17 protein-coding genes, 4 tRNA genes and 2 rRNA genes are annotated in these 26964 nt (G+C 65.1%); 18 read left to right on the top strand and 5 right to left on the bottom strand.

From position 1 onward, the window contains the following. The first annotated feature begins 134 nt into the window (after positions 1 to 134). The 10 genes from MEBOL_RS30380 (at position 135) to MEBOL_RS30425 (ending at position 7642) form a co-directional block, all read left to right on the top strand. Positions 135 to 211: transfer RNA gene (locus MEBOL_RS30380), tRNA-Ile, on the top strand. A 68-nt stretch (positions 212 to 279) separates the two neighbouring features. After that, positions 280 to 352 (top strand) — tRNA-Ala (locus MEBOL_RS30385). A 251-nt stretch (positions 353 to 603) separates the two neighbouring features. After that, a 23S ribosomal RNA gene (locus tag MEBOL_RS30390) occupies positions 604 to 3570 on the top strand. Between the two features lie 187 nt (positions 3571 to 3757). Beyond that, positions 3758 to 3874, top strand: a 5S ribosomal RNA gene (rrf, locus tag MEBOL_RS30395). A gap of 200 nt (positions 3875 to 4074) precedes the next feature. Then, positions 4075 to 4147, top strand: a tRNA-Lys gene (locus MEBOL_RS30400). Between the two features lie 5 nt (positions 4148 to 4152). Further along, positions 4153 to 4225: transfer RNA gene (locus MEBOL_RS30405), tRNA-Glu, on the top strand. Positions 4226 to 4301: 76 nt separating this feature from the next. Beyond that, positions 4302 to 4850: a transcription elongation factor GreB gene (gene greB, locus MEBOL_RS30410; RefSeq protein ID WP_095980717.1), complete on the top strand. Its 549-nt coding sequence runs from the start codon at positions 4302 to 4304 to the stop codon at positions 4848 to 4850. 289 nt (positions 4851 to 5139) lie between these two features. Next, the gene (locus tag MEBOL_RS30415; protein WP_095980718.1) at positions 5140 to 6459 is read left to right on the top strand and encodes a PhoH family protein; all 1320 of its coding nucleotides are present in this window, start codon (positions 5140 to 5142) and stop codon (positions 6457 to 6459) included. Positions 6460 to 6486: 27 nt separating this feature from the next. After that, complete coding sequence (locus tag MEBOL_RS30420) at positions 6487 to 6804, top strand: HP0495 family protein (protein ID WP_095980719.1); 318 nt, start codon at positions 6487 to 6489, stop codon at positions 6802 to 6804. A gap of 79 nt (positions 6805 to 6883) precedes the next feature. Next, on the top strand, positions 6884 to 7642 hold the full coding sequence (locus MEBOL_RS30425; RefSeq protein WP_095983098.1) for an SAM-dependent methyltransferase: 759 nt from the start codon (positions 6884 to 6886) through the stop codon (positions 7640 to 7642). A gap of 75 nt (positions 7643 to 7717) precedes the next feature. Here the strand turns inward: MEBOL_RS30425 and MEBOL_RS30430 are convergent, their stop codons facing one another. Beyond that, positions 7718 to 8806 carry a diacylglycerol/lipid kinase family protein gene (locus tag MEBOL_RS30430; RefSeq protein WP_095980720.1) on the bottom strand — a complete coding sequence of 363 codons (1089 nt, stop codon included), beginning with the start codon at positions 8804 to 8806 and terminating at the stop codon, positions 7718 to 7720. Positions 8807 to 9159: 353 nt separating this feature from the next. Here MEBOL_RS30430 and dnaK point away from each other — a divergent pair, with 353 nt between their 5' ends. From dnaK to MEBOL_RS30450, 4 genes are all read left to right on the top strand, one after another. Beyond that, on the top strand, positions 9160 to 11073 hold the full coding sequence (gene dnaK, locus MEBOL_RS30435; protein WP_095980721.1) for a molecular chaperone DnaK: 1914 nt from the start codon (positions 9160 to 9162) through the stop codon (positions 11071 to 11073). A gap of 188 nt (positions 11074 to 11261) precedes the next feature. Next, entirely contained in the window at positions 11262 to 13787 is a 2526-nt protein-coding gene (locus tag MEBOL_RS30440; protein ID WP_095983099.1) for an AAA family ATPase, read from the top strand. 14 nt (positions 13788 to 13801) lie between these two features. Continuing rightward, positions 13802 to 16099 (top strand): vWA domain-containing protein, encoded by a 2298-nt coding sequence (locus MEBOL_RS30445; protein WP_095980722.1) that lies wholly within the window; start codon positions 13802 to 13804, stop codon positions 16097 to 16099. Between the two features lie 14 nt (positions 16100 to 16113). Beyond that, positions 16114 to 16677 (top strand): hypothetical protein, encoded by a 564-nt coding sequence (locus MEBOL_RS30450; RefSeq protein WP_095980723.1) that lies wholly within the window; start codon positions 16114 to 16116, stop codon positions 16675 to 16677. A 22-nt stretch (positions 16678 to 16699) separates the two neighbouring features. Here MEBOL_RS30450 and MEBOL_RS30455 read toward each other — a convergent pair whose 3' ends face one another. Both MEBOL_RS30455 and dhaL read right to left on the bottom strand, forming a co-directional pair. Then, positions 16700 to 17596: a lipase family protein gene (locus tag MEBOL_RS30455; protein WP_095980724.1), complete on the bottom strand. Its 897-nt coding sequence runs from the start codon at positions 17594 to 17596 to the stop codon at positions 16700 to 16702. Positions 17597 to 17677: 81 nt separating this feature from the next. Then, the gene (gene dhaL / locus MEBOL_RS30460) at positions 17678 to 19375 is read right to left on the bottom strand and encodes a dihydroxyacetone kinase subunit DhaL (RefSeq protein ID WP_095980725.1); all 1698 of its coding nucleotides are present in this window, start codon (positions 19373 to 19375) and stop codon (positions 17678 to 17680) included. Positions 19376 to 19511: 136 nt separating this feature from the next. Here dhaL and sitA5 point away from each other — a divergent pair, with 136 nt between their 5' ends. From sitA5 to MEBOL_RS30480, 4 genes are all read left to right on the top strand, one after another. Then, on the top strand, positions 19512 to 21029 hold the full coding sequence (gene sitA5 / locus MEBOL_RS43280; RefSeq protein WP_245918971.1) for a SitA5 family polymorphic toxin: 1518 nt from the start codon (positions 19512 to 19514) through the stop codon (positions 21027 to 21029). 11 nt (positions 21030 to 21040) lie between these two features. Further along, complete coding sequence (locus MEBOL_RS30470; protein WP_095980726.1) at positions 21041 to 21667, top strand: pentapeptide repeat-containing protein; 627 nt, start codon at positions 21041 to 21043, stop codon at positions 21665 to 21667. 350 nt (positions 21668 to 22017) lie between these two features. Next, positions 22018 to 23451, top strand: coding sequence for a restriction endonuclease fold toxin 5 domain-containing protein (locus MEBOL_RS30475; RefSeq protein WP_157823763.1), 1434 nt, complete (start codon positions 22018 to 22020; stop codon positions 23449 to 23451). Next, entirely contained in the window at positions 23448 to 24182 is a 735-nt protein-coding gene (locus tag MEBOL_RS30480) for an immunity 52 family protein (RefSeq protein ID WP_095980728.1), read from the top strand. The genes MEBOL_RS30475 and MEBOL_RS30480 overlap by 4 nt, the downstream gene beginning before the upstream one ends. A 51-nt stretch (positions 24183 to 24233) precedes the next feature. Here MEBOL_RS30480 and MEBOL_RS30485 read toward each other — a convergent pair whose 3' ends face one another. Continuing rightward, the gene (locus MEBOL_RS30485; protein WP_095980729.1) at positions 24234 to 25148 is read right to left on the bottom strand and encodes a DUF2381 family protein; all 915 of its coding nucleotides are present in this window, start codon (positions 25146 to 25148) and stop codon (positions 24234 to 24236) included. A gap of 28 nt (positions 25149 to 25176) precedes the next feature. Beyond that, complete coding sequence (locus MEBOL_RS30490; RefSeq protein WP_095980730.1) at positions 25177 to 26922, bottom strand: serine/threonine protein kinase; 1746 nt, start codon at positions 26920 to 26922, stop codon at positions 25177 to 25179. Positions 26923 to 26964: the final 42 nt, after the last annotated feature.

The following is a 26964-nucleotide window of genomic DNA, read 5'->3' on the forward strand; positions in this document are numbered from 1 at the left end:
GCCACTTCGGTGGCCGAGGTCGACCAGGTCAACGTTTCTGCAATACTGTCGAGGGCTTGCTGTCTGGTTTTGAGAGGCTGAGCCGAAGGGGCTCGGTTCTTTGAAAGAATTGGACGCTGTGAGGGAAATCCACTGGGCCTATAGCTCAGCTGGCTAGAGCGCGCGCCTGATAAGCGCGAGGTCGGTGGTTCAAGTCCACCTAGGCCCACCAGTCTCCCAAGAGGGGAGGAGGGGTGACGCGAAGACGGCCGGCAAAGTGGGTGCCTACGACACATTACTGGGGCTGTAGCTCAGTTGGGAGAGCGCTAGCTTTGCAAGCTAGATGTCGTCGGTTCGATCCCGTCCAGCTCCACAGGTTGTCCGACATGGAAACACGTCGGAAGCGTTCTTTGACAAGTGCATACGAAGGGTAGAAATCAATTTCTGCTGAGAAGTTCTTGCGTGAAGCGGGAGGCAGTCAGGCTGCGAGAGCGGCCCGGCGGCACGAAGCTCACGCACTCAAGCAAGTGAAGTTTTTCGGGTCCGCGACGAAGAGTCGGGGCCTGGAGCCTGGTCTCGAAACCAAGGAAACCGCCGGGAGGCGGGCTTCTGAGAGATTCAGGTAAGTAAGCTACTAAGGGCGTGCGGTGGATGCCTAGGTGCCAAGAGGCGAAGAAGGACGTGGGTGGCTGCGAAAAGCTCCGGGGAGTTGCCAACCGAACGTTGAGCCGGAGATGTCCGAATGGGGAAACCCAGCGAGGTGAAAGCCTCGTTACCTCGGCCTGAATAAATAGGGCCGAAGGAGCGAACCAGGGGAAGTGAAACATCTCAGTACCCTGAGGAGAAGAAAACAACGAGTGATTCCCAGAGTAGCGGCGAGCGAAATGGGAGGAGCCTAAACCGGTGTCATGAAAATGGCATCGGGGTTGCGGGTCCACGGTAGGACCTTTGTCTGTTAGCGGAACCACCTGGAAAGGTGGACCAGAGAGCGTGATAGTCGCGTACGCGAAAACGGACGGAGGCCGAGTGGGGTACCCAAGTAGGGCGGGACACGTGCAATCCTGCCTGAATCCGCCGGGACCATCCGGTAAGGCTAAATACTCCTTGGCGACCGATAGTGAACTAGTACCGCGAGGGAAAGGTGAAAAGAACCCCAGTGAGGGGAGTCAAAAGAACCTGAAACCGCATGTCTACAAGCAGTCCGAGCACTACGGGGCAACCCAGTGCGAGGGCGTACCTTTTGCATCATGATTCGGCGACTTAATGTACGTAGCGAGGCTAAGCCGATAGGTGGAGCCGGAGCGAAAGCGAGTCCGAAACGGGCGAATGAGTTGCGTGCATTATAACCCGAAGCGGGGTGATCTACACATGGCCAGGTTGAAGTGAGGGTAACACCTCATGGAGGACCGAACTCATGAAAGTTGAAAATTTCTGGGATGAGCTGTGTGTAGGGGTGAAAGGCCAATCAAACTCCGTGATAGCTGGTTCTCCCCGAAAGATATTTAGGTATCGTCTCGAGGAATTCAATACTGGAGGTAGAGCACTGGAACGGCTAGGGGTCTCACCAGATTACCAAACCGTACCAAACTCCGAATGCCAGTACTTGTTATCTCGGGAAGCAGTCAGTGGGTGATAACGTCCATTGGCAAGAGGGGAATAACCCAGACCGACAGCTAAGGCCCCCAAGTCTAGTCTAAGTGAACACTAGAAAGGATGTGGCAGGTCATTGACAACCAGGAGGTTGGCTTAGAAGCAGCCATCCTTTAAAGAAAGCGTAATAGCTCACTGGTCGAGACAGGCCGCGCCGAAAATGTAACGGGGCTCAAGACTAGCGCCGAAGCTTCGGATTGCATGCGTCAGGCGCATGCAGTGGTAGGGGAGCGTTGCAACAGCTGAGAAGCTAGACCGCAAGGGCTGGTGGAGCGGTTGCGAGTGCTGATGCCGAAATGAGTAGCGATAAAGGGGGTGGGAAACCCCCTCGCCGTAAACCCAAGGTTTCCTGGGTCAAGTTAATCTTCCCAGGGTTAGCCGGGACCTAAGCCGAGGCCGAAAGGCGTAGGTGATGGCAAGCAGGTTAATATTCCTGCGCCATCTTGTAGACGTTGAACCGAGGAAGGACGGAGAAAGCTAGGCGAGCTGACCGGTGGTTGTGTCAGTCCAAAGGCGTAGGGGTGTCGCGTACGAATAAAGGCGCGGCAGCTATCCCCGAGACCCCATGGCCCCCCTCACGGGGCAAGTCGCTGATGCTCGGCTTCCAAGAAAAGTTCCGCGGGGAGTCTACAGGGTGTCCGTACCGCAAACCGACACAGGTGGGTGAGGAGAAAATCCTAAGGCGCTTGAGAGAACTCTCCTCCAAGGAACTAGGCAAATTTCCACCGTAACTTCGGAAGAAGGTGGGCCCCTGGTAGGTGTAGGCGTACAGCCGAAGCCCAGAGGGGTTGCAGAGAAATGGCGGTAGCGACTGTTTACCAAAAACACAGGACTCTGCGAAGGCAAGAAGCCGACGTATAGGGTCTGACTCCTGCCCGGTGCTGGAAGGTTAAGGGGATTCGTCAGCCGCAAGGTGAAGCGATGATCCGAAGCCCCAGTAAACGGCGGCCGTAACTATAACGGTCCTAAGGTAGCGAAATTCCTTGTCGGGTAAGTTCCGACCTGCACGAATGGAGTAACGACTTCCGCGCTGTCTCGGAGAGGGACTCAGCGAAATTGAAATAGCTGTGCCGATGCAGTTTACCCGCAGCAAGACGGAAAGACCCCGTGAACCTTTACTACAACTTGACAGTGACACTAGGGTTCGACTGTGTAGGATAGGTGGGAGCCTTTGAAGCCGGGCCGCTAGGTTCGGTGGAGGCAACGGTGAAATACCACCCTGTCGGATTCTGGTGTCTAACCATGCTCCCTTACCGGGAGTTGGAACACTGTCTGGTGGGTAGTTTGACTGGGGCGGTCGCCTCCCAAAACGTAACGGAGGCGCGCGATGGTTCCCTCAGCCCGATTGGAAACCGGGCGGCGAGTGCAATGGCATAAGGGAGCTTGACTGCGAGACGGACACGTCGAGCAGGTGCGAAAGCAGGTCATAGTGATCCGGTGGTCCTGAATGGAAGGGCCATCGCTCAACGGATAAAAGGTACTCCGGGGATAACAGGCTTATCTCCCCCAAGAGTTCACATCGACGGGGAGGTTTGGCACCTCGATGTCGGCTCATCGCATCCTGGGGCTGGAGCAGGTCCCAAGGGTTTGGCTGTTCGCCAATTAAAGCGGTACGCGAGCTGGGTTCAAAACGTCGTGAGACAGTTTGGTCCCTATCTGCTGTGGGCGTAGGATACTTGAGAGGCTCTGACCTTAGTACGAGAGGACCGGGTTGGAGACACCGCTGGTGTACCAGTTGTCTCGCCAGAGGCATCGCTGGGTAGCCATGTGTCGATTGGATAACCGCTGAAAGCATCTAAGCGGGAAACCGACCTCGAGAATAGGTATCCCGGGCGCAAGCCCCAGAAGACCCGTCGAAGACGACGACGTTGATAGGCCGGGTGTGTAAGCGTGGTAACACGTTGAGCTAACCGGTACTAATAGGTCGAGAGGCTTACTTTACCTCAATCTCTTAGGAGCTCTCGCCAGGTTGGGAGGTATCCGAGGAGTCGAGGCCAGGTTCGAGGCCCCGTGCGCGTCCCCTCTCAGAGGGAGACAAGGCGCCGGGCCCGGAAGACGGCACTTGCGAGCTTCGCAGCCGGAGTTGATTTCCCTACCCTTCGTATGGACTTGAGACGGACACCAGTTTTCCGGTGGCAATGTCGGAGGGGTCCCACCCGTTCCCATCCCGAACACGGAAGTTAAGCCCTCCAGAGCCGATGGTACTCCGCGGGAAACCGCGCGGGAGAGTAGGTCGCTGCCGGATTTTTTTCTCTTGAAGGCCCCGAGCCTCCACCCCACGGTGGTCGCTCGGGGCTTTCTCTTTTTCTGTTGATCCCGTATAGGGCTCGTCAGTCCTCGATGGTATGATGGACAGTAGAAGTCCATGGTAAGTACTGGTAGAGAGCGCTTTCGCCGAGCTGAGGAGATGTGGATTTCAGACATCTCTCTCAAAAATAATAGTGCGAGTCGCTAGCTCAGCTGGTAGAGCACCGGCCTTTTAAGCCGAGGGTCGGGGGTTCGATCCCCCCGCGACTCACAGAGGTCCCCGTCGTCTAGAGGCCCAGGACGCTGGCCTTTCAAGCCGGTAACACGGGTTCGAATCCCGTCGGGGACATGAAGGCCAAAGCCGGAGACACCTGAATCAGGTGTCTCCGGCTTCGGTCTTTTCTGGAAGGAGCTATACGGGGAACATGCGCCGCGACACCCGCTCCGCCGACGAGAGTTCTGATAGTGAGGACAGCGAAGCGGAGGACTCGCAGCCATCAAGTCCTCGCCGCTATCTCACTCGCGTTGGGGCCGAGCGCATGCACAAGGAACTGCTGCGTCTCCTCAATGAGGAGCGGCCCAAGGTGACGGCCGAGGTATCTGCCGCCGCAGCACAGGGAGATCGTTCGGAGAACGCCGAGTACATCTACGGCAAGAAGCGCTTGAGAGAGATCGATCGGCGTCTGCGTTTTCTTCAGAAACGCCTGGATACCGCAACCATCGTCTCGCCCACGGAGCAGAGCGATCCCGAGCGCATTTATTTTGGAGCGACCGTCACCCTTGAGGATGAGGAGGGGAGCCTCGCGACCTACCAGATCGTCGGCTCGGATGAGATCGATGCCTCGGGGGGAAGGATCAGCATCGAATCGCCCCTTGCTCGGGCGCTTCTGCGCAAGCGGGTCGGAGACTCCGTCGAAGTCGTCCGTCCACGTGGGGAAGTTGAATACACCGTCGTGCGGATTCGATATCTCTAGCCAGTCCCACGAGTTCCGGCCGTTGTTGTCTTCGGAACAGCACTGTGCCTGTTGGTGTCCCCCTTGTTCTTGTCCAGTGTTCCTCGGGTCGAGGCGTTTGGGGACTCCTCCAGCACAGGCGTGTGCTGCGCACCCGGAAGGACTCGAAATGGTGCCCGTGGGCTTCCTGTGAGAGGGGCCTGCCCTATATTCGGAGCAGTAGCCACGCTCAGGTGCATTTTGTCAGCCGGAGTCCCGTCGCACGGTCGGTTCATGCGGTCGCACCCGCCTTGAGGTCGCGCTCCACACGATGCGAAAGAACTTCATCCTCGACACCAACGTCCTTCTCCATGACCCGCGCTCCATCTACGGGTTCAGAGAACACAACGTCATCATCCCCATTTACGTCATCGAGGAAATCGATCAGTTCAAGCGTGACCTCTCCGAACTGGGCCGCAACGCGCGCTTGGTGGCGCGCTACCTGGACTCCTTCCGGGAAGAAGGTTCGTTGAAGGAGGGGGTGCGCTTGCCTCATGGTGGCATGTTGCGTGTGTGTTTCACGGAGCGTTCGCCTCCACTGTCCATGGCGGACAGCAACCTGATGGACAATCGAATCCTATCGGTGGCCATCGACTTGATGGAGCGTGAGCCCCAGTCGCCCGCCGTCTTCATCACCAAGGACACCAATCTGCGCATTCGCGCGGACGCCCTGGGCCTTATCGCCGAGGACTATGACGCCGAGCGCGTCGAGATCACCGAGCTCTATACCGGCTTCACCGAGCGTTTGGTTCCCCGGGAGATGGTGGATCAGATGTACAAGTCCGGCGCCGAGGTGGAAATCTCCGGCCAGGAGTCACTCGCGCCACACCAATTCATCTTGCTCAAGGACGAGACGAACCCGTCCCACGCCGCCATGGGCCGCTTCAACGCCACCCGCGGTCGGGTGGTCCCCCTCCTGCGGGGCGTCAAGGAGGGGACCTGGGGTATCCGCCCTCGGAACATGGAGCAGAGCTTCGCTCTGGACCTGCTCGTGAACGACGAGATCAAGCTCGTCACCATCGTGGGCAAGGCAGGTACCGGCAAAACCCTGTTGGCCATCGCGGCGGGACTCCACAAGGTGACCGAGGAGTCCGTCTACCAGAAGCTCCTGGTCAGTCGGCCCGTCTTCCCCCTGGGGCGCGACATCGGCTACCTGCCAGGTACCCTGGAAGAGAAGATGAACCCCTGGATGCAGCCCATCTTCGACAACGTCGAGTTCTTGATGAACCTCAGCCGCGCCGACAAGAAGGCGGGCCGCGGCTACCATGAACTCATCGACCTGGGGTTGATGGAGATCGAGGCGCTGACCTACATCCGTGGCCGCAGTATCCCCAACCAGTACATCATCATCGACGAGGCCCAGAACCTCACCCCCCATGAGGTCAAGACCATCATCACCCGCGTGGGCGACAACACGAAAATCATTCTCACGGGGGACCCGTTCCAGATAGACAACCCCTACGTGGATGCCACCAGCAACGGGCTCGTCCATGTGGTGAACCGGTTCAAGAACGAGAAGATCGCGGGCCATATCACCATGGCCAAGGGCGAGCGCAGCGCCCTGGCCGAACTCGCCGCCAATCTCCTCTAGCGCGCTGCGTCGTACGAGGATGTCATCATGACGGGAAACGGTCACGTAGGGGATCCCTCCCCGGAGAAAGAGGGCGGGCAGGAAAAAAAGCCGCTCATCGAATACCCGACCGTCTACACCTTCAAGGTGATGGGTCGGCAGGCCCCTGATTTCGTCGACTACGTCCGAGGTCTGTTCCGGGTCCTGATGGGCACCGAGATCTCGCCGGACTCCATTCAGGAGCAACCCAGTAGCAAGGGGACCTATGTGTCTCTAAGCGTCTCCGTCTACCTGCTGTCCGAGGAGCATCGGCGTTCCATCTACGAACGGCTCCGACAAGAGTCGCGGATCGTCTACTACCTCTGAGGAGGGTGGCCGCCTGGCGCTGCGCTCGGAGAGTCGGGGAATTGGCGATTGCGGGCTACCGGTGTACAAGGGGCGTGTCATGAGCCCGGCCGAGCCCTTTCCGCTCTACTTCCCTGGTGACGCTCGGCGTCCTTTTGGCTCCGAAGCCGCGACCCGGCGCTTCGCTCGAGTCGCTCAGCTGGAAGAGGGGGGGCGCGTCCTGGAACTCGGATGCGGCTCCGCTGGTCTTGGCGGAGTCGTGCTCGCCCAGGAGTTCGGCTGCTCGGTCGTGGTCGCGGACTCGGACGAGACGGTACTCTCCCTCCTGCGCGAGCGGGTTCATGCGCTCGCCCTGGACGGCCGGGTCGAGGTCCGACGCGTGGACCTGAGCCGACCCGCTTTTCGTGAAGGCGAGTTCGACGCCATTCTGTGCCAGGGCCGCGTCTTGGTGGCCCTCCCCGATGCCCTGAGCACCTTTCGCCCCTTGCTGGCGCGTGAAGGCCGCCTAGGCTTGACCTATCCGGTTCGGGTGGGCCGGGTGACGCCTCGCGCGGTGCTCGAGTTCTGGGAACGTCGGCTGGGTGCCCCCCTGCTGCTCCCGAGAGAGCTGCTCCTTCACCTGTCCCAGGCGGGCTTCGAACCCGAATCCGTCGAGTCCCTGCAAGACGCCGAACTGGATACCCTCTACCGGGAACTCGAGCCCCACCTCCTTCAAGCTCCTCCCGAGCTCGCCACCTGGTTGCGCGAGGAGATGGCCCTTCACCGGGAGAGTGGCAAGGCCACCGCCAGCTACGCGTTCGCCGTGGGCCGCCGACGGGAGCCGGGCGAGAAGCCTCCGGCCGCTCGTAACCGCGGGTAGCTCGTCACGCCGTTTCCCTGTTCTGGATTCCCCGCCGGGGAGCGGCCTCCAGGCCACTCCCTCGAGCCAGGGAGTTCACTGCCTGGGTGCTTGGAAATCCAGCAGTTCCACCGGTTCGGGCGCCACGCTCAGCGTCACCTCTTCACGGTAGCCGGCCGCGTCTCCGCCCACCTGGAACGGCATCGGCGTGGCGAAGCGGATGTGGACCTCTCGCGCGTAGAAGTCACGCAGGCCCTCGGGGAACCAGCGGCCCGCCCACAGCTTGGGAAGGTTCGCCAGGATGCTCGGGGCCCGCAGCTGGCCCAGGCGCAACTGCATCATTCCCCGGCGCTCGCCCGCGAATGGGAACATCCGGAAGCCGTACCCATAAAAGGGCATCGTCGCCGCCGCCGCCATCATCAAGGAACCCTTGAAGAGCGTCTTCCCAGGAGCGATGGGCTCGCCCACGGGCATGCCGTCAGGGCCCACGCGCCAAGCCTCACTCGCCGACCCATTGGTGACCTCGCACTCCACCCAGGTCGAGTTCGCCAGGTAGTGCGGCACCGTCTTGAAGGCCACCGCCGAGAAATACCCGCCCGGGCCCGACAGCATCTGCTTGAAGACGCCCCGGCCCAGATTGCTCTTCACCCAGACGTAGTCGTTGAGCAGCTTCCCATCCACGCCGAGACCCGCGAAGGGCGTGCGCTTGCCATCCACCAGCAGCAGATCCATCCGCCGGTGGCCCGGCACCTTTCCCTCGCGCGCCCACATCACGTCTCGTACATGGCCCGACATGCCCTGGCCGGAGTTCACGTACGTGGCCAGGCCGTTCCCCGTCCCCAGCTTCAGCACCCCGAAGCGAGGGGCCCTCTTGCCCGCGAACCGGCGGGTTTCCAACTGGCGGTACACCTCGTTCACGAAGCCCAGGAAGGTGCCGTCTCCTCCTCCCGTGAACACCACCGGGTAGTTCCTCTCGAGCACCGTGTTCACGATGCGCCGGCAGTCCAGTTCCGAGCGGGACAGGAACAGGTCCTGCTCCGGAACCACGTGCGACAGGGACTTCACCACCTGCGCATCCACCCGGCGGGCATTGGCGTTCAGCAACACCGCGACCTTGTGCCCTGGCGCCCTCAACTGGGACGGACTCGGGCGCGTATCCAAGGATCGCAGGGGCTGGACCAACATGGGGGACTGCCTCCAATAGAAAGTGTCGGCGCCTCCCCACGGTCTCCGCGGCGAGGCGTTTGTCTCGCCGTGCACTTTTCCAGCCAACGGCTGACGCGCGGCGTTACCCCTCCATCTTCCTAAGGATTTCAACCGGTTGAAAGGGGACGGGCTTTGCCCCCTGGCTGGCCGGTTGCTACCGCCCGGTGGCGGCGGTGGCGAAGGGTTTACGCACCTGCCTCGCCGTTGTGACCCGGACGTGACCATCAACTCGCGGTTTGACACCCCCCGGGCGGTGGTTACGTTGGTCATACATCGGAGCTACGCGACGTCCTCGCGTTCTTTTCCGCAACTATTTCGGGAGGTTACACACCGTGGGCAAGATCATTGGAATCGACCTGGGCACCACCAACAGCGTGGTCGCGATCATGGAAGGTCGCGAGCCCAAGGTCCTCACCAACGAAGAGGGGGCTCGGACCACCCCCTCCGTCGTCGCGTTCGCGAAGGACGGCGAGCGGCTCGTGGGGCAGGTGGCCAAGCGTCAGGCCATCACCAACCCCGAGCGCACCATCTATTCCATCAAGCGCTTCATGGGCCGCCGCTTCGAGGAGACCACCGAGGAGGCGAAGCTCGTCCCCTATAAGGTGGTGCGCGGCCCCCATGGCGATTCGCGCGTGGAACTCGATGGCAAGCAGTACAGCGCCCCGGAGATCTCCGCGCAGGTGCTGCTCAAGCTCAAGCGCGCCGCCGAGAACTACCTGGGTGAGAAGGTGACCGAGGCGGTCATCACCGTGCCGGCCTACTTCAATGATGCCCAGCGTCAGGCCACCAAGGACGCGGGAGAGATCGCTGGCCTCACCGTGCGCCGTATCGTGAACGAGCCCACCGCCGCGGCGCTCGCCTACGGCATGGACAAGAAGAAGGACGAGAAGATCGCCGTCTACGACTTCGGCGGCGGCACCTTCGACGTGTCCATCCTCGAGGTGGGTGAGAACGTGGTCGAGGTGCTCGCCACCAACGGCGATACGCACCTGGGCGGCGACAACATCGACCTGACCCTCATGAACTGGCTCATCGCCGAGTTCAAGAAGGACACCGGCATCGACGTCGCCAAGGACAAGATGGTCCTCCAGCGCCTCAAGGAGGCCGCCGAGAAGGCGAAGATCGAGCTGTCCAGCACCATGGACACCGAGATCAACCTGCCGTTCCTCACGGCCGACGCCTCCGGCCCCAAGCACCTCAACGTGCGCCTGTCGCGCGCCAAGTTCGAGGCGATGATCGGCGACCTCGTCGAGCGCTCGCTCGAGCCGTGCCGCAAGTGCCTCAAGGACTCCGGCCTGGATGTGAAGGATCTGCACGAGGTCGTCCTCGTGGGCGGCTCCACGCGCATCCCCATGGTCCAGGAGGCCGTCAAGCGCCTGTTCGGCAAGGAGCCCAACCGCTCCGTGAACCCGGACGAGGTGGTGGCCGTGGGCGCGGCGGTGCAGGCCGGCGTGCTCTCCGGCGAGGTCAAGGACATCCTCCTCCTGGACGTCACCCCGCTGTCGCTGGGCGTGGAGACTCTGGGCGGCGTGATGACCAAGCTCATCGAGCGCAACACCACCATCCCCACCCGCAAGTCGGAGACCTTCTCCACCGCGGCCGATGGTCAGACCCAGGTGGAGATCCACGTGCTGCAGGGCGAGCGCGAGATGGCGGGTGACAACCGCAGCCTCGGCCGCTTCCACCTGACGGGTATGCCTCCCGCGCCCCGGGGCGTGCCGCAGATCGAGGTGACGTTCGACATCGACGCCAACGGCATCCTCAACGTCAACGCCAAGGACAAGGCGACGGGCAAGGAGCAGAAGGTCACCATCAGCCACTCCTCGGGTCTGGCCAAGGACGAGGTGGAGAAGATGGTGCGCGCCGCCAAGGAGAACGAGGCGGCCGACAAGTCCCGCCGCGAGCTGGTCGAGGTGAAGAACCAGGCCGAGTCCCAGGTGTATGCCGCCGAGAAGATGGTGAAGGAGAACCGCGAGAAGCTCCCCGCCGAGGCCGTGTCCACGCTCGAGGCGGCCATCAAGGGCGTCAACGACGTGCGCGAGGGCGAGGACAAGGAGGCCATCAAGGCCGCCCTGGAGAAGCTGCAGCAGGCCAGCTACAAGATCGCCGAGGAGATGTACAAGGCCACCGGCGGCGCGCCGGGCGCCGAGGGCGCCACGCCTCCTCCGGGCGCGGAGGGCGCCGCTCCGGGCAGCTCCGCCAAGCCCAAGGACGACGTGGTGGACGCCGAGTTCCGCCAGTCGTGACGATCTCCCGCCTCACACACCTCGTGTGAGGTGGTGGGTGACCCGACGGTGATGTTCCAGAAGGGCCGGAGGCTTCCTCGAGGAGCCTCCGGCCCTTCCGTTCTTCAGCGCCCGGGTCCGGGGTGCTTCAACAGGGCCTCCTGGGACGGGTACGATGGGCCGCCTTGTCTCCGGCGGAAACCACCGTGATCCATCCCCCCGTGAACACCCACTCCCAGGCAGCCCTGGCCTTCCGCCACTTCTTCCAAGAGCTGCGAGAGGTCTACCTGGAGCGTGAGACGCTGCTCACGCAGATCGAGCTGGCGCTCCTCTGCCGGGAGCACGTGCTCGTGGTCGGGCCCCCTGGAACCGCCAAGAGCGCCATCGCCTCCGCGGTGCTCGGCCGCATCCTGGACGAGAAGACCGGACAGCCCTCGCTCTTCGCCAAGCAGATCGCCGAGTCCACCGTGCAGACGGATCTCATCGGTCCGGTGGATTTCAAGGTGCTCACCGAGACGGGCCGCACCGAATACCTCACCGAGGACGGCATGCTGGGCGCCACCCACGCCTTCCTCGACGAGGTCTTCGATGGACGCGACATGCTCCTGCGCTCCATCCTCAACGTGCTGCACGAGCGCGAGCTCAAGCACGGACGCCGTGTGACGAGCGGGCGGATCGAATGCGCCATCATGACGAGCAACCGCTACCTCTCCGAGGTGCTCGCGCGCTCGCCCGAGCTGTTGCTGGCCTTCGCCGATCGCCTCAGTTTCATCTCCTTCGTGCCCAAGGCCTTCGCGCGCTCCGCCAGCCGCGCCGCCATGTTGCAACGCTCCGCTCATGGGCTGAGGCCGGACCTGCGCGCGCAACTCTCCCTGCAGCAGCTCGACGTGCTCCAGGCCGCCGTGGAACGGGTGGGGGTGTCCAGCACCTTGCTCGAGGCCATCGAGATGCTCACCGACGAGCTCGAGCGCGCGCTCACGGCCCAGGTGTCCAAGCTGCCCGACTACGTGCCCACCAAGTACTTCTCCCAGCGCTCCGTGGTGAAGGCGCTCTGGGCCCTCAAGGCCGCGGTGGTGCGCGACCAGCTCTATCGGCGTCCGGAGCGGCCCCTCGAGGCCACCGTGGAGGACCTGGACGCCCTGCGCTGGTTCTTCCTGCTCGGAGGACCACCCGCCGAGGAGTCCGAGGCCCTGCTCAAGGTGGCGGTGGATCCCCGTGAGCGCGCCCAGTTGGAGATCGTCCGCATCGAGCAGAAGGCCTTCGACGCCGCCCTGGCCAAGGTGCGCGCGGAGCTGGGCTCGGGCCCGGAGCGCGAGGCGGCCTCCCTGGGCGCGGCCGAGGAGCTCAAGAAGGTGGAAGCGCTCGCCCGTACCTTCCAGCCCGGAATCGTGTCCTCCACCGCCCAGCAACTGCGCGGCAAGCTCGTGCCGGGGCCCCGTCATCCCGAGAACCGGGAGGTCCTGCTGGGCGCCGCGCGAGGACTGCTCGTGAGTGTGATGCAACGTCTGGCGCGCGGGCCCATCGAGGGCACCGAGTCGCGCGCCGGACTGCCCGTGTTCATCGCGCTCGTGGAGGCGGTGGCGTTGTGCCGCCAGGTTCCCGAATTGACCTCCCAGCTTCCCTCCCTGGGCGAGGCGGTGACCCGGTTCCTCATGCAGTCGCTCGAGTTGATGGCGCTCAACACCGAGAGTCTGTCCTTCGACGAGGCGGTGTCCGCGGACGGGTTGCTCGGGATCTCGGACACGCTCGTCGAGGAGCTGAGCCGGGTGGGGGAGTTGGTGGCCCTGTTGTCGGAGAGCCATTCCGCCACGGGGATGCACCTGCGCGCCGCCGAGTCCGTGGCGCGGCGGCGGGCCGTGGTGGCCTTGCGTCAGCGGGTGACGAGCGCTTTTCCGGGCACCCGGGCCCGGAGGGATCCTCTCGACGCGCTCGCGGCGGATTCGCGTCGGCTCGGGCAACTCGAGCAGTCCCTGTGCCGGTTGGATCCCTCCCAACGGGGCCTCAAGCAGCAACTGCTGCAGCCGCTCGGCTTCGACTATGCCCGGGACGTGCTGTCCACCGTGCCTTTCGAGCGCATCGATCAGCTGTCGCGCACGGTGCAGTCGGTGGCGGAGAACCTGCGGCGCGAGGGTCTGGCTCCAGCGCCCGTGTTCGTCGAGTGCCGGGAAGTCCTGGAGAACCGTCTGCGCGAATACGTGCGGAGCCTCGGCCGGGAAGTGGCCAGTCCTCCGCCCGCGCCCCAGACCGCCATCAACGGCGAGGCCTACCACTTCTACCGAGGAGACTTCTCCACGCAGGTGCGCGACGGCGAGTTCTCCGCCCTGCTCGGATTGGATGGCCAGCTCGCCTTCGCTCGGCCTGCCTCCGCCACGTTCTTCCTGTCCGATGCCGTGCGCGAGACCGTGGCCCGGGTGGATCTCGCCTTCGTGCAGACGCGCCTCAAATTCCTGCGCAGCTGGCTCACCCAGTTGCTCACCGCCCTGCCGGCGCCCCAGACCGCGCAGAACCGCGCGTCCGCGGACCATATCTTCGACCGATTGGTGCGCAGCCGCTTCCCGCTGCTCACCCTCAAGGAGGGCGAACTGGTGCGCATCAAGGGCGTGCTCGGTGTCCTCATCGCCATTCCCGGCGAGCTCGGCGAGAGCGCGCGCAAGCTGGAAGGGGTGCTGCGCGGTATCGACGACGACTTCACCCGTTTCAGCAAGCAGTTGCTGGACCTCCGGGCTTCGCTGTGAGGAGGGGCTGACGCGTGCTCGGCTCGCGGCTCGCTCGCTTGAGGCTCCGGTTGGACGCGCTCCAGGGGCGTGTGTTCCAGCCGGAGGGCCTCCGGGGCTGGTGGAAGGGCGTCACCTCTCCCGCGCAGGTGGAGCTCTCCCTGCCGACCGTGACGGCACTCGACCGGGCCCTGGAGCGGGTGGGGGTGCACACCCTGGCGGATGCGCGTCTGCTGCTCGAATTGGGAGTGAAGAAGGGGCGGGTCGGGGAGTTGGCCACGGGCCTGGGTGCGCGGGCGAACGAGTCCCTGGAGGAGTTCGAGCGGACGCTCGACGCGGTGGAGAAGATGCACCAGGCGGGACGGACGCCGCCCGGTGCGCGGACGGCGCTGGAGCGGGGTTTCGTCCAGCTCGCCCGGGTGCTGCGCGTGGCGGACCTGTTCCTGTCTCCCTCGCCCGCCACTCCCTCGGAGGCCCTGGAGATCTTCGCCCGGCCCACCTCGTCGGGGCATGACCAGGGCGCTCCGAGCAAGGCCCGCATGGCCGTGGCCGAATTCCTCGCCCGGCGGGCGCGCGAGACCGTGGACGACGTCGTCCAGAAACGCAGGGATCTGGATATCGCTCACGAGTTGCTCCTGCGCATCGGCATGGAACATGACCGTGAGCGCGGCGTGGTGCTGCGCCATGAGGTGGCTCAAGCCCGCGAGCGTGTTCGCGAGGTGCCCGCGACGCGCTCCATGGAGGCGCTGGTCGAGCAGGTCCGGCTGTCCGCCACGCGGGAGCCCCACCTGGCCTGGCGCTCGCTCAAGGGGCTCTATGACCGCGCCTTGGAGGCCCGCGAGCCCGAAATCGCCGCGGCGGCCCGCGCGGCGCTGACCCCCTTGCTGCCCTCCCGGGATTCCCTGCGCGCCCTCCTGGAGTCCTCCGAGCGCGAGGAGTTGAGGCACTGGTTTGGCGAGTCCGTTCCTCCCTCCGCCGAGGATCCAGAGCGCGCGCGGCAGCAGGGCTCGTCTCCGGATGAACTGCTCGCGGACCTGGCCTTCTCCCTGCGGCCCGAACAGCGCGCCGCCTTCGAGCTGGCGGCTGGTTGCGCCCGCTACTTCGACGTGGAGGACGTGCTCTCGGACGAGATCGTCGAGGTGAACACCCGCAAGGTGCGCCCGGTCCCCAGGCAGGTGCCGTATCCGACCCAGAACATGACGTTCGAGCGCACGGGCGGCCTGCACGACGTGCACAACTTCGTCATCTCCGATCCGCGCATGCTCGTCTACGACCTGGCCGCCCACCGCCAGATGGTGCGGGCCTACCTCGAGGACGAGCCGCCTCCCGAGACCCAGAAGAAGAAGCGCACCGCCGTGCGCGTCTATGTCTGCGATGCCTCGGGCTCCATGCATGGCCCCCGCGCGCGATTCCGCGACGCCCTCATCATCGCCGAACTCAACAACCTGCGCGTCAAGGTCCGTCAGGGCAAGCCCTTCGATCCGCTCTACTTCTCCTTCTTCAACGACACCCCGACCGAGCTGTCCCGCGTGGACACCGTCTTGCAAGCCACCCGGCAGATCGAGAAGCTCTTCCACCACTCGCCCGCGGAGGGCCAGACGGACATCTCCCTCGCGCTCATGTCCGCCTTCGACTCCATTCGCACCGCCCGGGGACGGGATCCCTACCTGGCGCGCGCCACCGTGGTGCTCATCACCGATGGCGAGGATCGCGTCGACATGGAGCTCATCCGCCGCACCCGCGCGCCCATGGACTCGCTCGACATCGCGCTGAGCTTCGTGTCGCTCGGCGAGGAGAACCCGGATCTCAAATCGCTCGTCGAGGAGCAGCGCGCGCGCGGGGGCCGTGCCTTCTACCACCACCTGTCCGACCGGGAGATCCAGTGGGCGCGCACCGAGTTCGACAGCCCCTGGCGGACCTTGTTGCCACGCGACGTGCCCGTCACTCCGGAGGCGATCGACGCGCTCGCGCCCCATCTGGCCGCGCTCGAGGCCCTCGCCGCCGGACGCGCGCTGCCCGCGGCGGCCCTGGCCTCGGAGGCCTCGTTCGACGCGCTCTTCCCCGAACCCGAGCGGCTTTCCAGCGAGGAGGCACGCGAGGTTTCCGGGCCCGAGGTGGGCGAGCGCGTGGCGGACATCCTCGATGCCCTCGTGGAGGCCGCCGCGCTCGCTCCCGCGGACCGCCGTGCCACCGAGAGCCTGATGCTCCTGCGCCACCTGCTCGAGGTGTACCAGATTCCCCCCGCGCGCTACCTCGCCACGCTCGCCACCCGAGGTCCAGATCTGCACGGGCGCCTCACGCGGGTGCGTCTGCTGTGCCGTCCCTTCGGGTAGGCTTCCGCTCCGTCATGTTCTTCGACTGGTTGCGCAAGAAGACGCAGCGGCGGCCCGCTCCGGTGAAGGATCCACTCGCCGCGTTCGATCAACTCATCGAGGACCTGGAGCGCCAGGGGGCGGAGATCCGCAAGTCCGCCGCCACGCTGCTCGCGCTCAAGGGCGACCTGTCCCGCTCCGAGGAGCGCTACGTCCGGCGGTTGGAGGAGATCGACCGGAGGCGGGTCCAGGCGCACGGGGACGCGAAGGTCGCCTCGGCGCTCGATCGGGATCGCGTCCAGACCGAGTCCCTGCTGCACACCACCCGGGAATCGCTCACCCGGGCGAAGCAGGATGGCCAGCTCCTGTTGGAGGCCGCCTCGGAGCTGGGGCAGCGGGTGGCGGAGCTGCGCGCCGAGCGCGAGAGTGCTTCCGCCCGGCTCGCCGTGGGAGGCCTCATGTCCTCCGCCTTGCGCGAGCAAGTGGAGCGCTTCGAGAAGGTGCTCGCCGTGGATGCCGCCCGGGATGAGATCGAACGCGCGCACGCGCTCGCGGACATCTACCGGGAGGAGCGCGCGGAGGCCGCGAAGCCCGATTGAGCCTCACGGCCCTGGCGCCGCGTCAGCGGACCTTGTGCTCCTCGATCATGGAGAGCTGGGTCTCCACGCTCAGGTCGCGCGAGCCCATGTGGCCGTAGGTGTTGTAGACCTTCTGGCCGTCCTGCCCGGGGATGGGCGAGGTGTACTGCGCGAGCCCCACGCCCACCACCTGATCCGAGTTCGACCAGATGCTGTAGACGTTGTCTCCCTCGAAGCCCGTCTCCTCGTTGAGCTCCTCGAGGAACTTGGACTGGGGGTGCAGGCCCGTCTGCCGGTTGGACGTGGGCAGCAGGTCTCCCGTGAAGGCGCAGGAGGCGAGTCCCTGATTGGCGCCGGCGATGCCCACGAAGGTGTCCACGCTGCCCGTCAGCGGCGCGCCCAGGTCGTAGTGGCCACCGCCCGGATAGGGATCGAAGCCGTCACCACCCTGGATGGCCTTGCGTGCCAGCGTGACGCCCATGGAGTGGCCGATGACATCCACCTTCTCCGCGCCGGTGTACTCCTTCACCGCCTGGATGAAGCCGCGCACCTCCTCCTCGTACTTGCGCGAGTGGTGCTGCTGGCTGGCGAGCAGCGGGTTCTGCGGTCCCCACGTCATCGCGTACATCTCCGAGGGCTGGTAGCCCTGGGTGGCGAAGTGCTCGATGGACTTCTCCCACCCGGCGGCGCTGTCGGCGTTGCCGTGGATGAAGATGACGGGCTCGCGCGCGAGCTTCTCTCCGGGCTGGGCACGGCCACCAAAGGAGGGCACGTCCCCCTTGGCGAAGTCGAAGTGGCCGTAGCCGTTCTCCTGCAGCCAGCTCTTGAAGTCCGAGGAGAAGCGCGACGCCTTGCTCACCTCCACCTGGGCCGCCTCCGAGGTGCTACGGGCGGCGGAGGTGGTCGTCGGGGCGGTTCGGGCCGTGATTCGCTGCGTCATGGCGGCTCCTGTGCGATGGAGGTGATTTGGTACCGACATTGTCGTACCCGAGCGGAATAAGTTTCTTGGAAACCGAGCGGGCTACCGGATGAACGGCGTGAGCGCCCCGAGCCAGACGGTGACCGCCTCCGCCCCAGCATCGGGCAGGCCCACGGCACGCGCTCCGAGGTAGCTGGCGCGTCCCAGCCGCGGCGTCATCCGGCTCGTGGCCTCGGTGCCTTCCCGGGCCGCCTGGACCGTCTCCGCCCACGCCTCGGTGAGCGGCTTGCCGTCCTGGAGGGCTCGCGAGAAGGCCTCCGCGGCCGGGTGCAGGGCATCGAGCATGGTGCGATCTCCCGGACGGGCCCCGCCGAGCTCCGCCACCGCGTCGACTCCCGCGCGAAAGGCCTCGGCCCAGGCGCGGGCGTCCGGTGAGGTGTCGCCCAGGCGGCGGGCGGCGCGCAGCAGGGCGGTGGCGTAGAACGGTCCCGAACTGCCACCGATACTCCGGCGCAGGGCCTCTCCGAGCGCCGTCAGGGCCCGCGCGGGACTCGCCCAGGACGTCTCGGGCAGGGCCCGCATCGCCGCCGCGCCTCGCGCCAGGCTGATGCCGAGGTCTCCATCGCCCGCCGCCGCATCGAGCTCCGTCAGACGGGCCTCGGCGGCCTCGAGCGCCTGGGCGACCGCGAGAACGGCTTCGGGGAAACGCTCCATGCCCTGGGTTCGAGTCTCCGTGGCGGAAGGCCCTGGCGCGGTGGTGGGCGCGGAGGAAATCCGACGTGCTGGCGCGAGCCGTCCGCTGCCGGGCCAGGCGGGGGCGGAGGCCGGTGCGTCGAGCCGTTGCAGCCGCGCGTCGTCCACCTTCAACAGGGACAAGGAGCAGCCCGGCATCTCCAGGGCCGTCAGGAACGCGCCGCTCCAGGCCCGCTCCACGTGGAGTCCCCGCTCGCGCAACAGGGCCAGGGCCCGGCGGGCGATGATCGCCAGCTCCTGGGTGGGGGTGCCTCCCAGGCCATTGACGAGCAGGGCCACGCGGTCGCCCGCGCCCAGCCGCTGGTCCTCGAGGATGGCCGAGAGCAGGGTGTTCACGACCTCATCGGCGGACTGGACGGGCACGCGCCGCACGCCCTGTTCTCCGTGGATGCCGAGCCCCAGCTCCATCTCGCCCTCGCCCAGGGTGAAGCCCGGACGGCCCGCGGCGGGGACGGTACAGGCGCCAAGTCCCACCCCCATGGTGCCGAGCAGGAGGGCGGCCTCGGCGGCCTCCCGGGTCACCTGGGCGAGCGGGGCTCCGGCGGCGGAAGCGGCGCCCGCCACCTTGTGAATCCAGACGGTGCCCGCGATGCCCCGGCGCCGCGAGGTCTCCACGGTGTCGCGCAGGGCCACGTCATCGGCCACGACGACCGTTTCGACGGGAATGCCCTCGGCCCGGGCCAACTCGGCGGCGAGGCCGAAGTTGAGCCGATCCCCGGTGTAGTTCTTCACCACGAGCAGCGCACCCGCGGGCCCGGAGACGGTGCGGATCGCGGCGAGCACGGCATCGGTGCTGGGCGAGGTGAAGACATCCCCGGCGACGGCGGCGTGCAACATGCCGGCGCCCACGTAGCCCGCGTGTGCCGGCTCGTGCCCGCTGCCTCCTCCGGAGATGATGGCGACCTGGCGCTGGGCGGGCTCCTCGGGGATGTCGGAGCGGAGGATGACGTTCTCCCCCTCCAGCAGGGCCTGTCCGGGGTGCAGCGCGATGAGTCCTTCGAGCATCTCTCCCACGACCGCGCGGGGATCATTGACGAGCTTCTTCACGTGCGTCTCCTTGCTCTGACACGGAAGGCAGAAGGTGGACGCGGGGCGAGAGCCGCGTCAAGCACGGGCCTCGGTGTGTCCTGTGGACGGGGGGCGAGGACGCATGGCGAGGTGAGGTTTCGCGAGGAGGTAGAAGGTGGCACGAAGAGAAGCGGGAGCGGTACTGCTGGCGCTGGTGATGGCGTGTACGAGCGCGACGCCGGTGCGGCCGGGCCGAGACGTGGCGTACAAGTCCGAAGCTCATGAGTACCGGGTAGACGTGCTTGAGGTGGACTCGGGAGTCTCCGAGGGCGTGCCCGTGTCCTCGGCGGACTTTCAGCATGCGCTCCAGAGGCTTGCTCGAGACGTGCGCGTGAAAGGGACGCCGCAGCAGGTCCCCCGGGAATGGATGGAGGTGTACGAGGCGGAGGGGGAGTGGTTGGCGGAAGTGTCGCGGGGCCAGGTGCTCACCCTGGCGCCTGATACGGGGCCGCTGACCGTCGAGGCCCAGGAGGCACTGCGGAAGGACTACCTGCGCTGGTGCGAGAAGAGAGGCGGGGGTGACTGCCTGGGCTTGTTGGACGACGGGCGGGTGCTGCGAGCGGCGGATCGGCGGACGCTGGCGTTGGCAGTGGCCTTGGGCTCGGTATTGGACGAGACGCGCGAGGCGTTGGGGCATGAGGTGGAGCCACGAGCGTTGGTGGCGCTGTGCGTGTGGTCCGTGGGGATGTATCTGGGCTTGTGGTTGCTGCCCGAGCCAGCGTCTAAAGGAGTGGCGGCGAGCCTGAGTGTGCTGCTGGTGGCGTGGCTGGGCGTGGACACGGTGTGGGGATTGATGGACGGGTGGGCCAGGCTGTCGGCCCAGGCTCACGAGGCCACGACATTCGCCCAGGTGCGAGCGGCAGGAGATGCGTACGCGAAGGTGTTGGGGCGGGACGCGGCGAAGGTTCTGATTCTGGGAGTGGCGGTGTTGGCGGGGAGGGCGGTGGGAGAGATCGCGGGACGGGTGCGCTCGCTGCCGGGCTACTCGAAGGCGGAGGCGACGTGGGTCGAGTCGGGTGGGGCGGCGGTGCTGGAGGGAGTGGAGTGGGTGGTGAGGGAGGAGGCACTGGCCGAGGCGGTTGCGGCGGTGGAGAGCGTGGTCGCGGCGCAACCGGGCGTGTGGGTGGTGGTGATGAAGGCGAAGGGCTCGGGAGGCGGCGGAGGTGCGGCTCCGTCGGGAGGCGCCCCCATGACCGTCCTGCGGCATCGGGGAGGCAACCGGCAGGTGGTGCTGGGCAATGGGCAGCGGTGGCACGTACCTCGAGGCAAGGGGAACCAGGACATTCCCGCGAAGGATCCGGTGGGAGACCAGCTCCAGGCGGCCGTCACGCAGGCGGCCGAGGAATGGGGACCCCAACACCTTTCACCTCGCGAGCGGCGGGCCATCGCCAAAGCCCTGGCCGAGGGGGAGTATTGGCTGGCGCGCTTGTTGGAACGCGAGGCCCGAGGCCGCTTCGTTCATGGACGGGTCAAGGGTCGGTTCGAGGAGTTCTTTGAATGGAATCACAGGGGCGTCGACGTGATTGACCCGACAACTGGTTATCAGTACGAAATTCTTTCCGCATCAGAGTCCAATTTGTCCTTGCATGGCAGGCGCATGTCGGACGTCTTCTTCCGGATGCTGACGTTTTGAAGGGATTGGTCATGGCGCGGCTCAAGAACGTCGTTTTCAGGGATAAGGAAATTCGAAACGAGCGGTTGGAACTGACGGACAAAGGCTCGCTCTATTTCCTGAGTACCAATCTGACGTTGCGGAATTGTACCGTCGTCCTGAAGGTGTCCGCGAAGAATTTGATCATCAAGCAAGCCCAATTCATCAACTGTACCTTCGACGTGAAACAGGAGTTGGTGAACCATCAAGAGTGGATATATGCCCAGCTCAAGGGGTGCCGGTTCAAAGGGCGCTTGTCGGGCTGTGAGTTCGGCCATTGGCCTGACTACGCCAGCGATTCGGGCACTGGCTCCATCGAGGATTGCGACTTCAGCGAGGCTCAACTGGATGGTTGCCGCTTCCATGGTTGCGACATGCGGACCATCAAGCTTCCCCGGTGGCCCTGTTTCACCATCCTGGATCCCATCCGCCGAAGTCAGGAACTGATGGGCAAGCCATGGCCAGGGACCGTGGGACCCGTCACCATTTCGATGCATGCCACTGAGCCTCCCTCCACTGTGGCGGTGACCTGGTCGGCCTCGGTTCTGGCCAAGGAGTGTAGAACGACACCGGAAGCCATCAAGGCTGTCCTCGAAACCTGCGAGGGCATCTTTTATTGATGGTCTCTCGATGGGTGAACTCGCGATGCCCGCCGCGCTGGGATGCCGGTGCCCTGGTTCTGTTCCTCCTCGCGCTACAGACCGCGTGTGCCACGGGTTCGCCCATGGACGGTCGCTTGACGGGGAGTAGCACCCGTTTCCGGCGGCTGCCGCCATCCGTGCGCTTGGCCGCTGCGGAGCGATCACCGGAGGCTGGCGCGGAGGCCAAAGTCAAAACCCTCACCGCGGTTTCGGAACACACCGGCGCCACCACTGAGGAATGGGTCACCGAAGGATGCGTGGAGGAGCGCTCGGTTGGGAGCGAGGGCACCCGCTCGCGTTCACGGCGCCATGCGCAGCGTGTGGGTGATGTGGACGAAGCGGAGGATTGGGACGGGGAGGGGGCCGGCGGACCGGATGGGGTGGGCGACGGCCGTCCCTACCAGGTGCCCTTCAGTGTGGACTACTTCCAGGGCTTCCTCGTGCAGGCCGGAGTGCCCTCTACTGCAATGCCAGGGGATGGGCGCACGCTGTCTCCTCGGCGGGCACTGGAATTGCTGCCGCACCTGTTGTCCACGCCGGTGACGCTGAGCAACTTCGGTCCAAGGCGCATGGCGGCGCACCTGCTCTTGGAGGTGGCCACGGGCGGAGTTCCGGTGTCACGGGACGAACTGCATGCTCGCATGCGGCGTTTCTCACGCTTGCTGGTGGTGCGTCCGGACGGCTACCTCGTGAAGCCCACCACGGGCGCAGCTGTCCAGAAGGCGGGTGAGGTGGCGCTGGCGGATGACGGCACCCTACGAGCCGGTCGCTTCGAGGTGGGGCCCTTCTACGCGGTTGTCGGTGGGCGTCTCTTCCCTGTCGATGACACGCTCAATGTTCCGCACGAGGCGCGTCCGTCTGGCATCTACGAGCCGGATGACGGAGTGGTGCTGCCGGTGGCGGAGGGGGCCGTGCTGGCGGTGGTGGACATGGTGGAGGGACTCTACCGGCTCGTCTTCCACACGGGGGAGACGCTGGAGGGGCTGGCTCAGCTTCCGGGCGCCGTGCGGGCGATGTACGAGAACGCGCCGCGTCTCTGGGAAGAGTTTCGCCAGAAGCCCTACGCGGAGCGGGTTCGCACCGTCTCGCGGCTCGCCACGGGCGCGGTGCTGATGGTCGGCTCCTCGGGGGCGGGGGCCGCGAAGGCGGCGTCCTGGGGCGGGAGGTTGGGACGCATGTCCGTGCCCTTGCTGTCGCTCTCGGGTGATGGCCTCCTGGCGGTGCGGTTGGTGGCCGTACCGGTGGGTGGTGCCGTCGCTGTGGCTGGTAGCGCGCTGATCGCCACCTACGTGCTTCACATGGCCAACGTAGGGGCCCAGGGCTCCGGTGGTGGTGGGTGGCCTCCGGTGGGCGGTCCGGGACAGTGGGTGGAGGATACCTCCAGCATGTCCGAGCAGGCCCGCGCCTACCAGGCTCAGGTGACGGGTGCACCCAAGCGGTGGGCCTACAGAGTCTGTCGAGGAACCGATTGTGTGGACTACGATGGATTCGACCCCAAAACGGGTTCGCTGCTCGAAGCCAAGGCTCTTGGATACGACAAGTGGTTCGACCAGGAACTCAAGACCCGATTCAAATACGAGGGCGCGGATAGCATGATAAAACAAGCACGTCGGCATACTGGATTGGCCGGAGTGTTCCGGGTTCGCTGGCACGTCGCGGAGCCTCGAATGGTTGCCGTCCTCAAGAAGCTGTTCAAGGAAAACAACATCGAGGGCATCGAGATCGTGCATACGCCGCTGCTTCCCGAGGGCCGTCACTTATGAGAGAGGCCTACTACGCAGGCACCTATTGGGGGCGTCGTCAGGAGTCGGCCGAGGAGTGCGCCCGGCGGGCAGAGACCTTCTTCCATCTGCTGGCGGAATGTCACCCGAGCTATACCCAGTGGTACGAGAAGACGAATTCGAAGAAGAGGGGACTCCAACTCGGGTTCGAGCCCACGCACGAGACCTTCGTGCGCTTCTTCGGCAAAAAAAAGTATCAGAGCGGCGCGGACGGCTTTTACTTCGGCGCCTGGACGGGACACGAGGAAGAGGACCAGGGGGGAGCCGTCACCCTCTTCTGTGGCTCACACGGTGACGGCTCCTCGAACCACGTGCTTCTCTATTTTCCGGTAGAGGAGCCGGGCAGTGAGCGAATGCTCACAACATCTGTGCTCGCCGGGGTGATGCGGGCCATGGCGCTCGCGTGGGAACCGGACTGGGGCGTCATCGTCTCTGGAGACTTCCGGGACGCCCTTTCAGAACAAGGCTCGGCCGGGACTTTCATGGGGTGGGTGACGTACTTCTCGCGCCAATGGGGCTTGGTGCCAGCTCTCCCGGAGCCCGTGCGCGTGGAGCCGGTAGCGGATAAGGGGACGCTCGTTATTCTCACCCCTGAGCGCCTCAGTGGAAGGAACTCCGAGCACCTCGCTCTGGGTCGCCGCGTCCAGTCATTGCTGGAGGAGCGCGGTCTGCTCAAGAGGGTCGTCGAGCCGCGGCCCATTCACGGGGCATGATCCGATGGCCGCGTGCTCCCCCCGGGCGTACCCGCTTCTCGAGCGGAGGGGTCAAGGGCACGGAATGTTCGAGACGATGATGTCACGAGGGCCCTCTTCTCGCAGACGCAACGTGATCGTCCCCTTGGGCCATGTGGAGGTCTCTTCCATTTCGGCTTCGACAACGATCACTTGGGTCTCTTTCATCTGGAGGGGGGCTGCCTGCCATATGGACGCGAACTCCGCGCGCTGACCGTTTTCATCCCAGGCCTCGACCGTTACGACCAACCAGGGTTGGGGATGGAGACTCTCCAATGCGACCTCGATAGCGAACCGATGTCGTGAGCGGTAACTGGCGACTCGCTGTGACGAAATCTCACCGGGTTGTGTTTTCAGGCCGGTCAGCTTGACTCTCTGCGTTCTGATTCCCTCGATAAACATCGAGTTGCTGGAGATCAGTCTAGTAAGCCGCCGAGGATCCTGGGTGCTCGTCTGAAGCTGTTTGAACTCTCGTCGCAGTTGAACCAGTTCATCTTGGAGCTTTTGGTTTTTCGTTCGCTCCAGCTTGATTTCGATCTCAAGGGATTCGCGGGTCCGCTGGTCGCGGAACACTTCCACCTGTCGGGTGGATCGGCCCGATGAGCCCACCAGCACCAAGAAGAATGTCTCCTGGGATTTTCCCTCCAGATAGGTCACGGACAAGCGAAGGCGTTCGCCCGCGGTCAGATCCTTGGGGGGCAGGACATGAATGCTCGTCCGGCCGCGAGCAACCTCTTCGAACCGTATTTCGTCCTGCACCTCCACCGACACCGGTGCATCGAAGGAGAATCCGGTCAGGAGGTGAGGGCTAACGCAAACCTCGGTCGGTTTGTCGGACATGCGTGACAGTTCGATGTGCTGCATCTCCGTGCAATCCATTGTCCCGAGCGGGAGCAATCCTTGAAAGACGGAGAACACGAGCATCAAGGGGAACGCTGGCAGGCTCATGGGGGGGCCATTTCGTTACATGGGGCAGCTACGGATAAAATTTGTTGCGGTGACTGAACGACGTCCGGATCATGGCGACGATGCTCGCGGCGACCTTGAAGTTGTCAGGAGTACCGCCAATCGCCGCGATGGTTTCAGCTACGTTCTCCCTGAACTCCAGGCACACGGGGAACTCCGTTCCATCGGGGAGGCGCGCCCGAGTGAAGCGTCCATACACATACTCCTTCCGGACAATGAGTTCCCCCGTGAAGGTCGTGTCAAACGGCAGTCCGCCACGAGGCTTGATAAGCCAGCCGTCGATAGGCCCATTTCTAGCCGGCACGGGAAAAGAATTGGGGATGATTTCTCCAGCGGCATTGCGGTGTTTGCCCAATTGCACATCGAGGCCATCCCAGTCTGGGAGTCGGTAGCGCTTATGCGCCTCCAGGCTGCCTTCGGGGCAGGGGGCTTCGGGAGGAGGGCCAGACCTTGGCCCACTCACGCAGGCGGAGGCCACGCATGTGGCGGCGGCGACAACGGGGAGCATCGAACGGCTCTTGGAGGAGGGACGCATGGGTTCTTCCATTGGGAGCGTCGCGGTGGCGACGGGCGCGGGGGTGGGTGACTTCCGAAGTCCCGCGTTGAACCCAACTTCTCCCGTCATGCGGTCGGGTGCCATTTCCTGGCGAGAATCGGCCCGTGGCGTTGGTGATCGGGCAGCCAACGTCATACGTGGGGTTTCCGGGGCGACTTCCGGGGTCATCCCTCGAAAGGAGAGCGCCAGTCCCAGCGCCAGTGCCCCGGAGATCGCCAGGGCCACGAAGCCTTTCCGCCCGCGCGCGGGGGCGGAGGGCGCCGGGGGCTCCGGCTCGGAAGTCCTCTCCCTCCGCTCTCCGGGGAACAGCCGCACGCCCCATGCGTCATCGGCCAGGGCGAGGGCATCCTCCAGGGCTCGCGCGAGCGCGAGGGCGTCGGGGTAGCGCGCCTCGGGCGCCTTCTCCAGCATGCGCAGGCAGATGTCGCTCACCGCGCGGGGCACGCGTGGGTTGCGCACGTGGGGCGGTTCGGGCGCCTGCTCGAGGATGTTGCGCACCAGGGGTCCGTGGCGGTCTCCGAAGGGCAGCGTCCTGGTGAGCAGCGCGTAGAAGGTGACGCCCAGCGCCCACAGGTCATCTCCGGGGCGGTCCGGGGGTGGCTCTCCCGCCCATTCGCGGGCGAAGCGCAGGAGCTCCGGGCTGCGGTACTCCGGCGTGCCCGGGGGCAGCCGCTGGGTCAGCCGTGGCGCGCCCTCGTAGCCGGCCGCTCCGAAGTCCACCAGCACCGGGTGTCCATCCTGGTGGCGGATGACGATGTTGGACTCCTTCACGTCCCGGTGCACCACGCCCGCGGCATGCACCTGGCCGAGCCTGTCCACGAGCGGCCGCATCACCTGGACGAGCAGCTCGTGCGAGTCCGGGTTGAAGTCCCGCGCCCACACGTCCAGCTCCTGGCCGTCCACGAGCTCCAGGGCGAGCACGATGAAGCGCGGGGACTCGTCGGGCCACAGGCCATAGCCATGGAAGCCCACCACGGGCAGGGCCTGCACCCGCCGCAGCGCATCCACCTCGCGCTCACCGCGTTCATCCTTGGGCACGAGCTTGATGGCGTAGCGCCGCTCGCCGCGCCGGGCCTGGTAGAGGGCGCCGAAGCTCCCGGTGGCCAGCCGTCCCTCGATGAGGAAGCCGGCCACCTGGGTCCCCGGGGCGAGGTTCAACCCGAGCCACTCCTCCCCTGCATCTCCACGTCCATCGCGCATCCCACGTGCCTCCCGGAGGCGAGCAAACTACCAGGGAGGTGC

This window comes from Melittangium boletus DSM 14713 (assembly GCF_002305855.1).
Taxonomy (GTDB): Bacteria; Myxococcota; Myxococcia; order Myxococcales; family Myxococcaceae; genus Cystobacter; species Cystobacter boletus.

What these genes read in the sequence shown, in the direction of transcription:
- greB (WP_095980717.1), top strand. Translation starts at nt 4,302, where the DNA reads ATGCGCCGCGACACCCGCTCCGCCGACGAGAGTTCTGATAGTGAGGAC.
- MEBOL_RS30415 (WP_095980718.1), top strand. Translation starts at nt 5,140, where the DNA reads ATGCGAAAGAACTTCATCCTCGACACCAACGTCCTTCTCCATGACCCG.
- MEBOL_RS30420 (WP_095980719.1), top strand. Translation starts at nt 6,487, where the DNA reads ATGACGGGAAACGGTCACGTAGGGGATCCCTCCCCGGAGAAAGAGGGC.
- MEBOL_RS30425 (WP_095983098.1), top strand. Translation starts at nt 6,884, where the DNA reads ATGAGCCCGGCCGAGCCCTTTCCGCTCTACTTCCCTGGTGACGCTCGG.
- MEBOL_RS30430 (WP_095980720.1), bottom strand. Translation starts at nt 8,806, where the DNA reads ATGTTGGTCCAGCCCCTGCGATCCTTGGATACGCGCCCGAGTCCGTCC.
- MEBOL_RS30450 (WP_095980723.1), top strand. Translation starts at nt 16,114, where the DNA reads ATGTTCTTCGACTGGTTGCGCAAGAAGACGCAGCGGCGGCCCGCTCCG.
- MEBOL_RS30455 (WP_095980724.1), bottom strand. Translation starts at nt 17,596, where the DNA reads ATGACGCAGCGAATCACGGCCCGAACCGCCCCGACGACCACCTCCGCC.
- MEBOL_RS30470 (WP_095980726.1), top strand. Translation starts at nt 21,041, where the DNA reads ATGGCGCGGCTCAAGAACGTCGTTTTCAGGGATAAGGAAATTCGAAAC.
- MEBOL_RS30480 (WP_095980728.1), top strand. Translation starts at nt 23,448, where the DNA reads ATGAGAGAGGCCTACTACGCAGGCACCTATTGGGGGCGTCGTCAGGAG.
- MEBOL_RS30485 (WP_095980729.1), bottom strand. Translation starts at nt 25,148, where the DNA reads ATGAGCCTGCCAGCGTTCCCCTTGATGCTCGTGTTCTCCGTCTTTCAA.
- MEBOL_RS30490 (WP_095980730.1), bottom strand. Translation starts at nt 26,922, where the DNA reads ATGCGCGATGGACGTGGAGATGCAGGGGAGGAGTGGCTCGGGTTGAAC.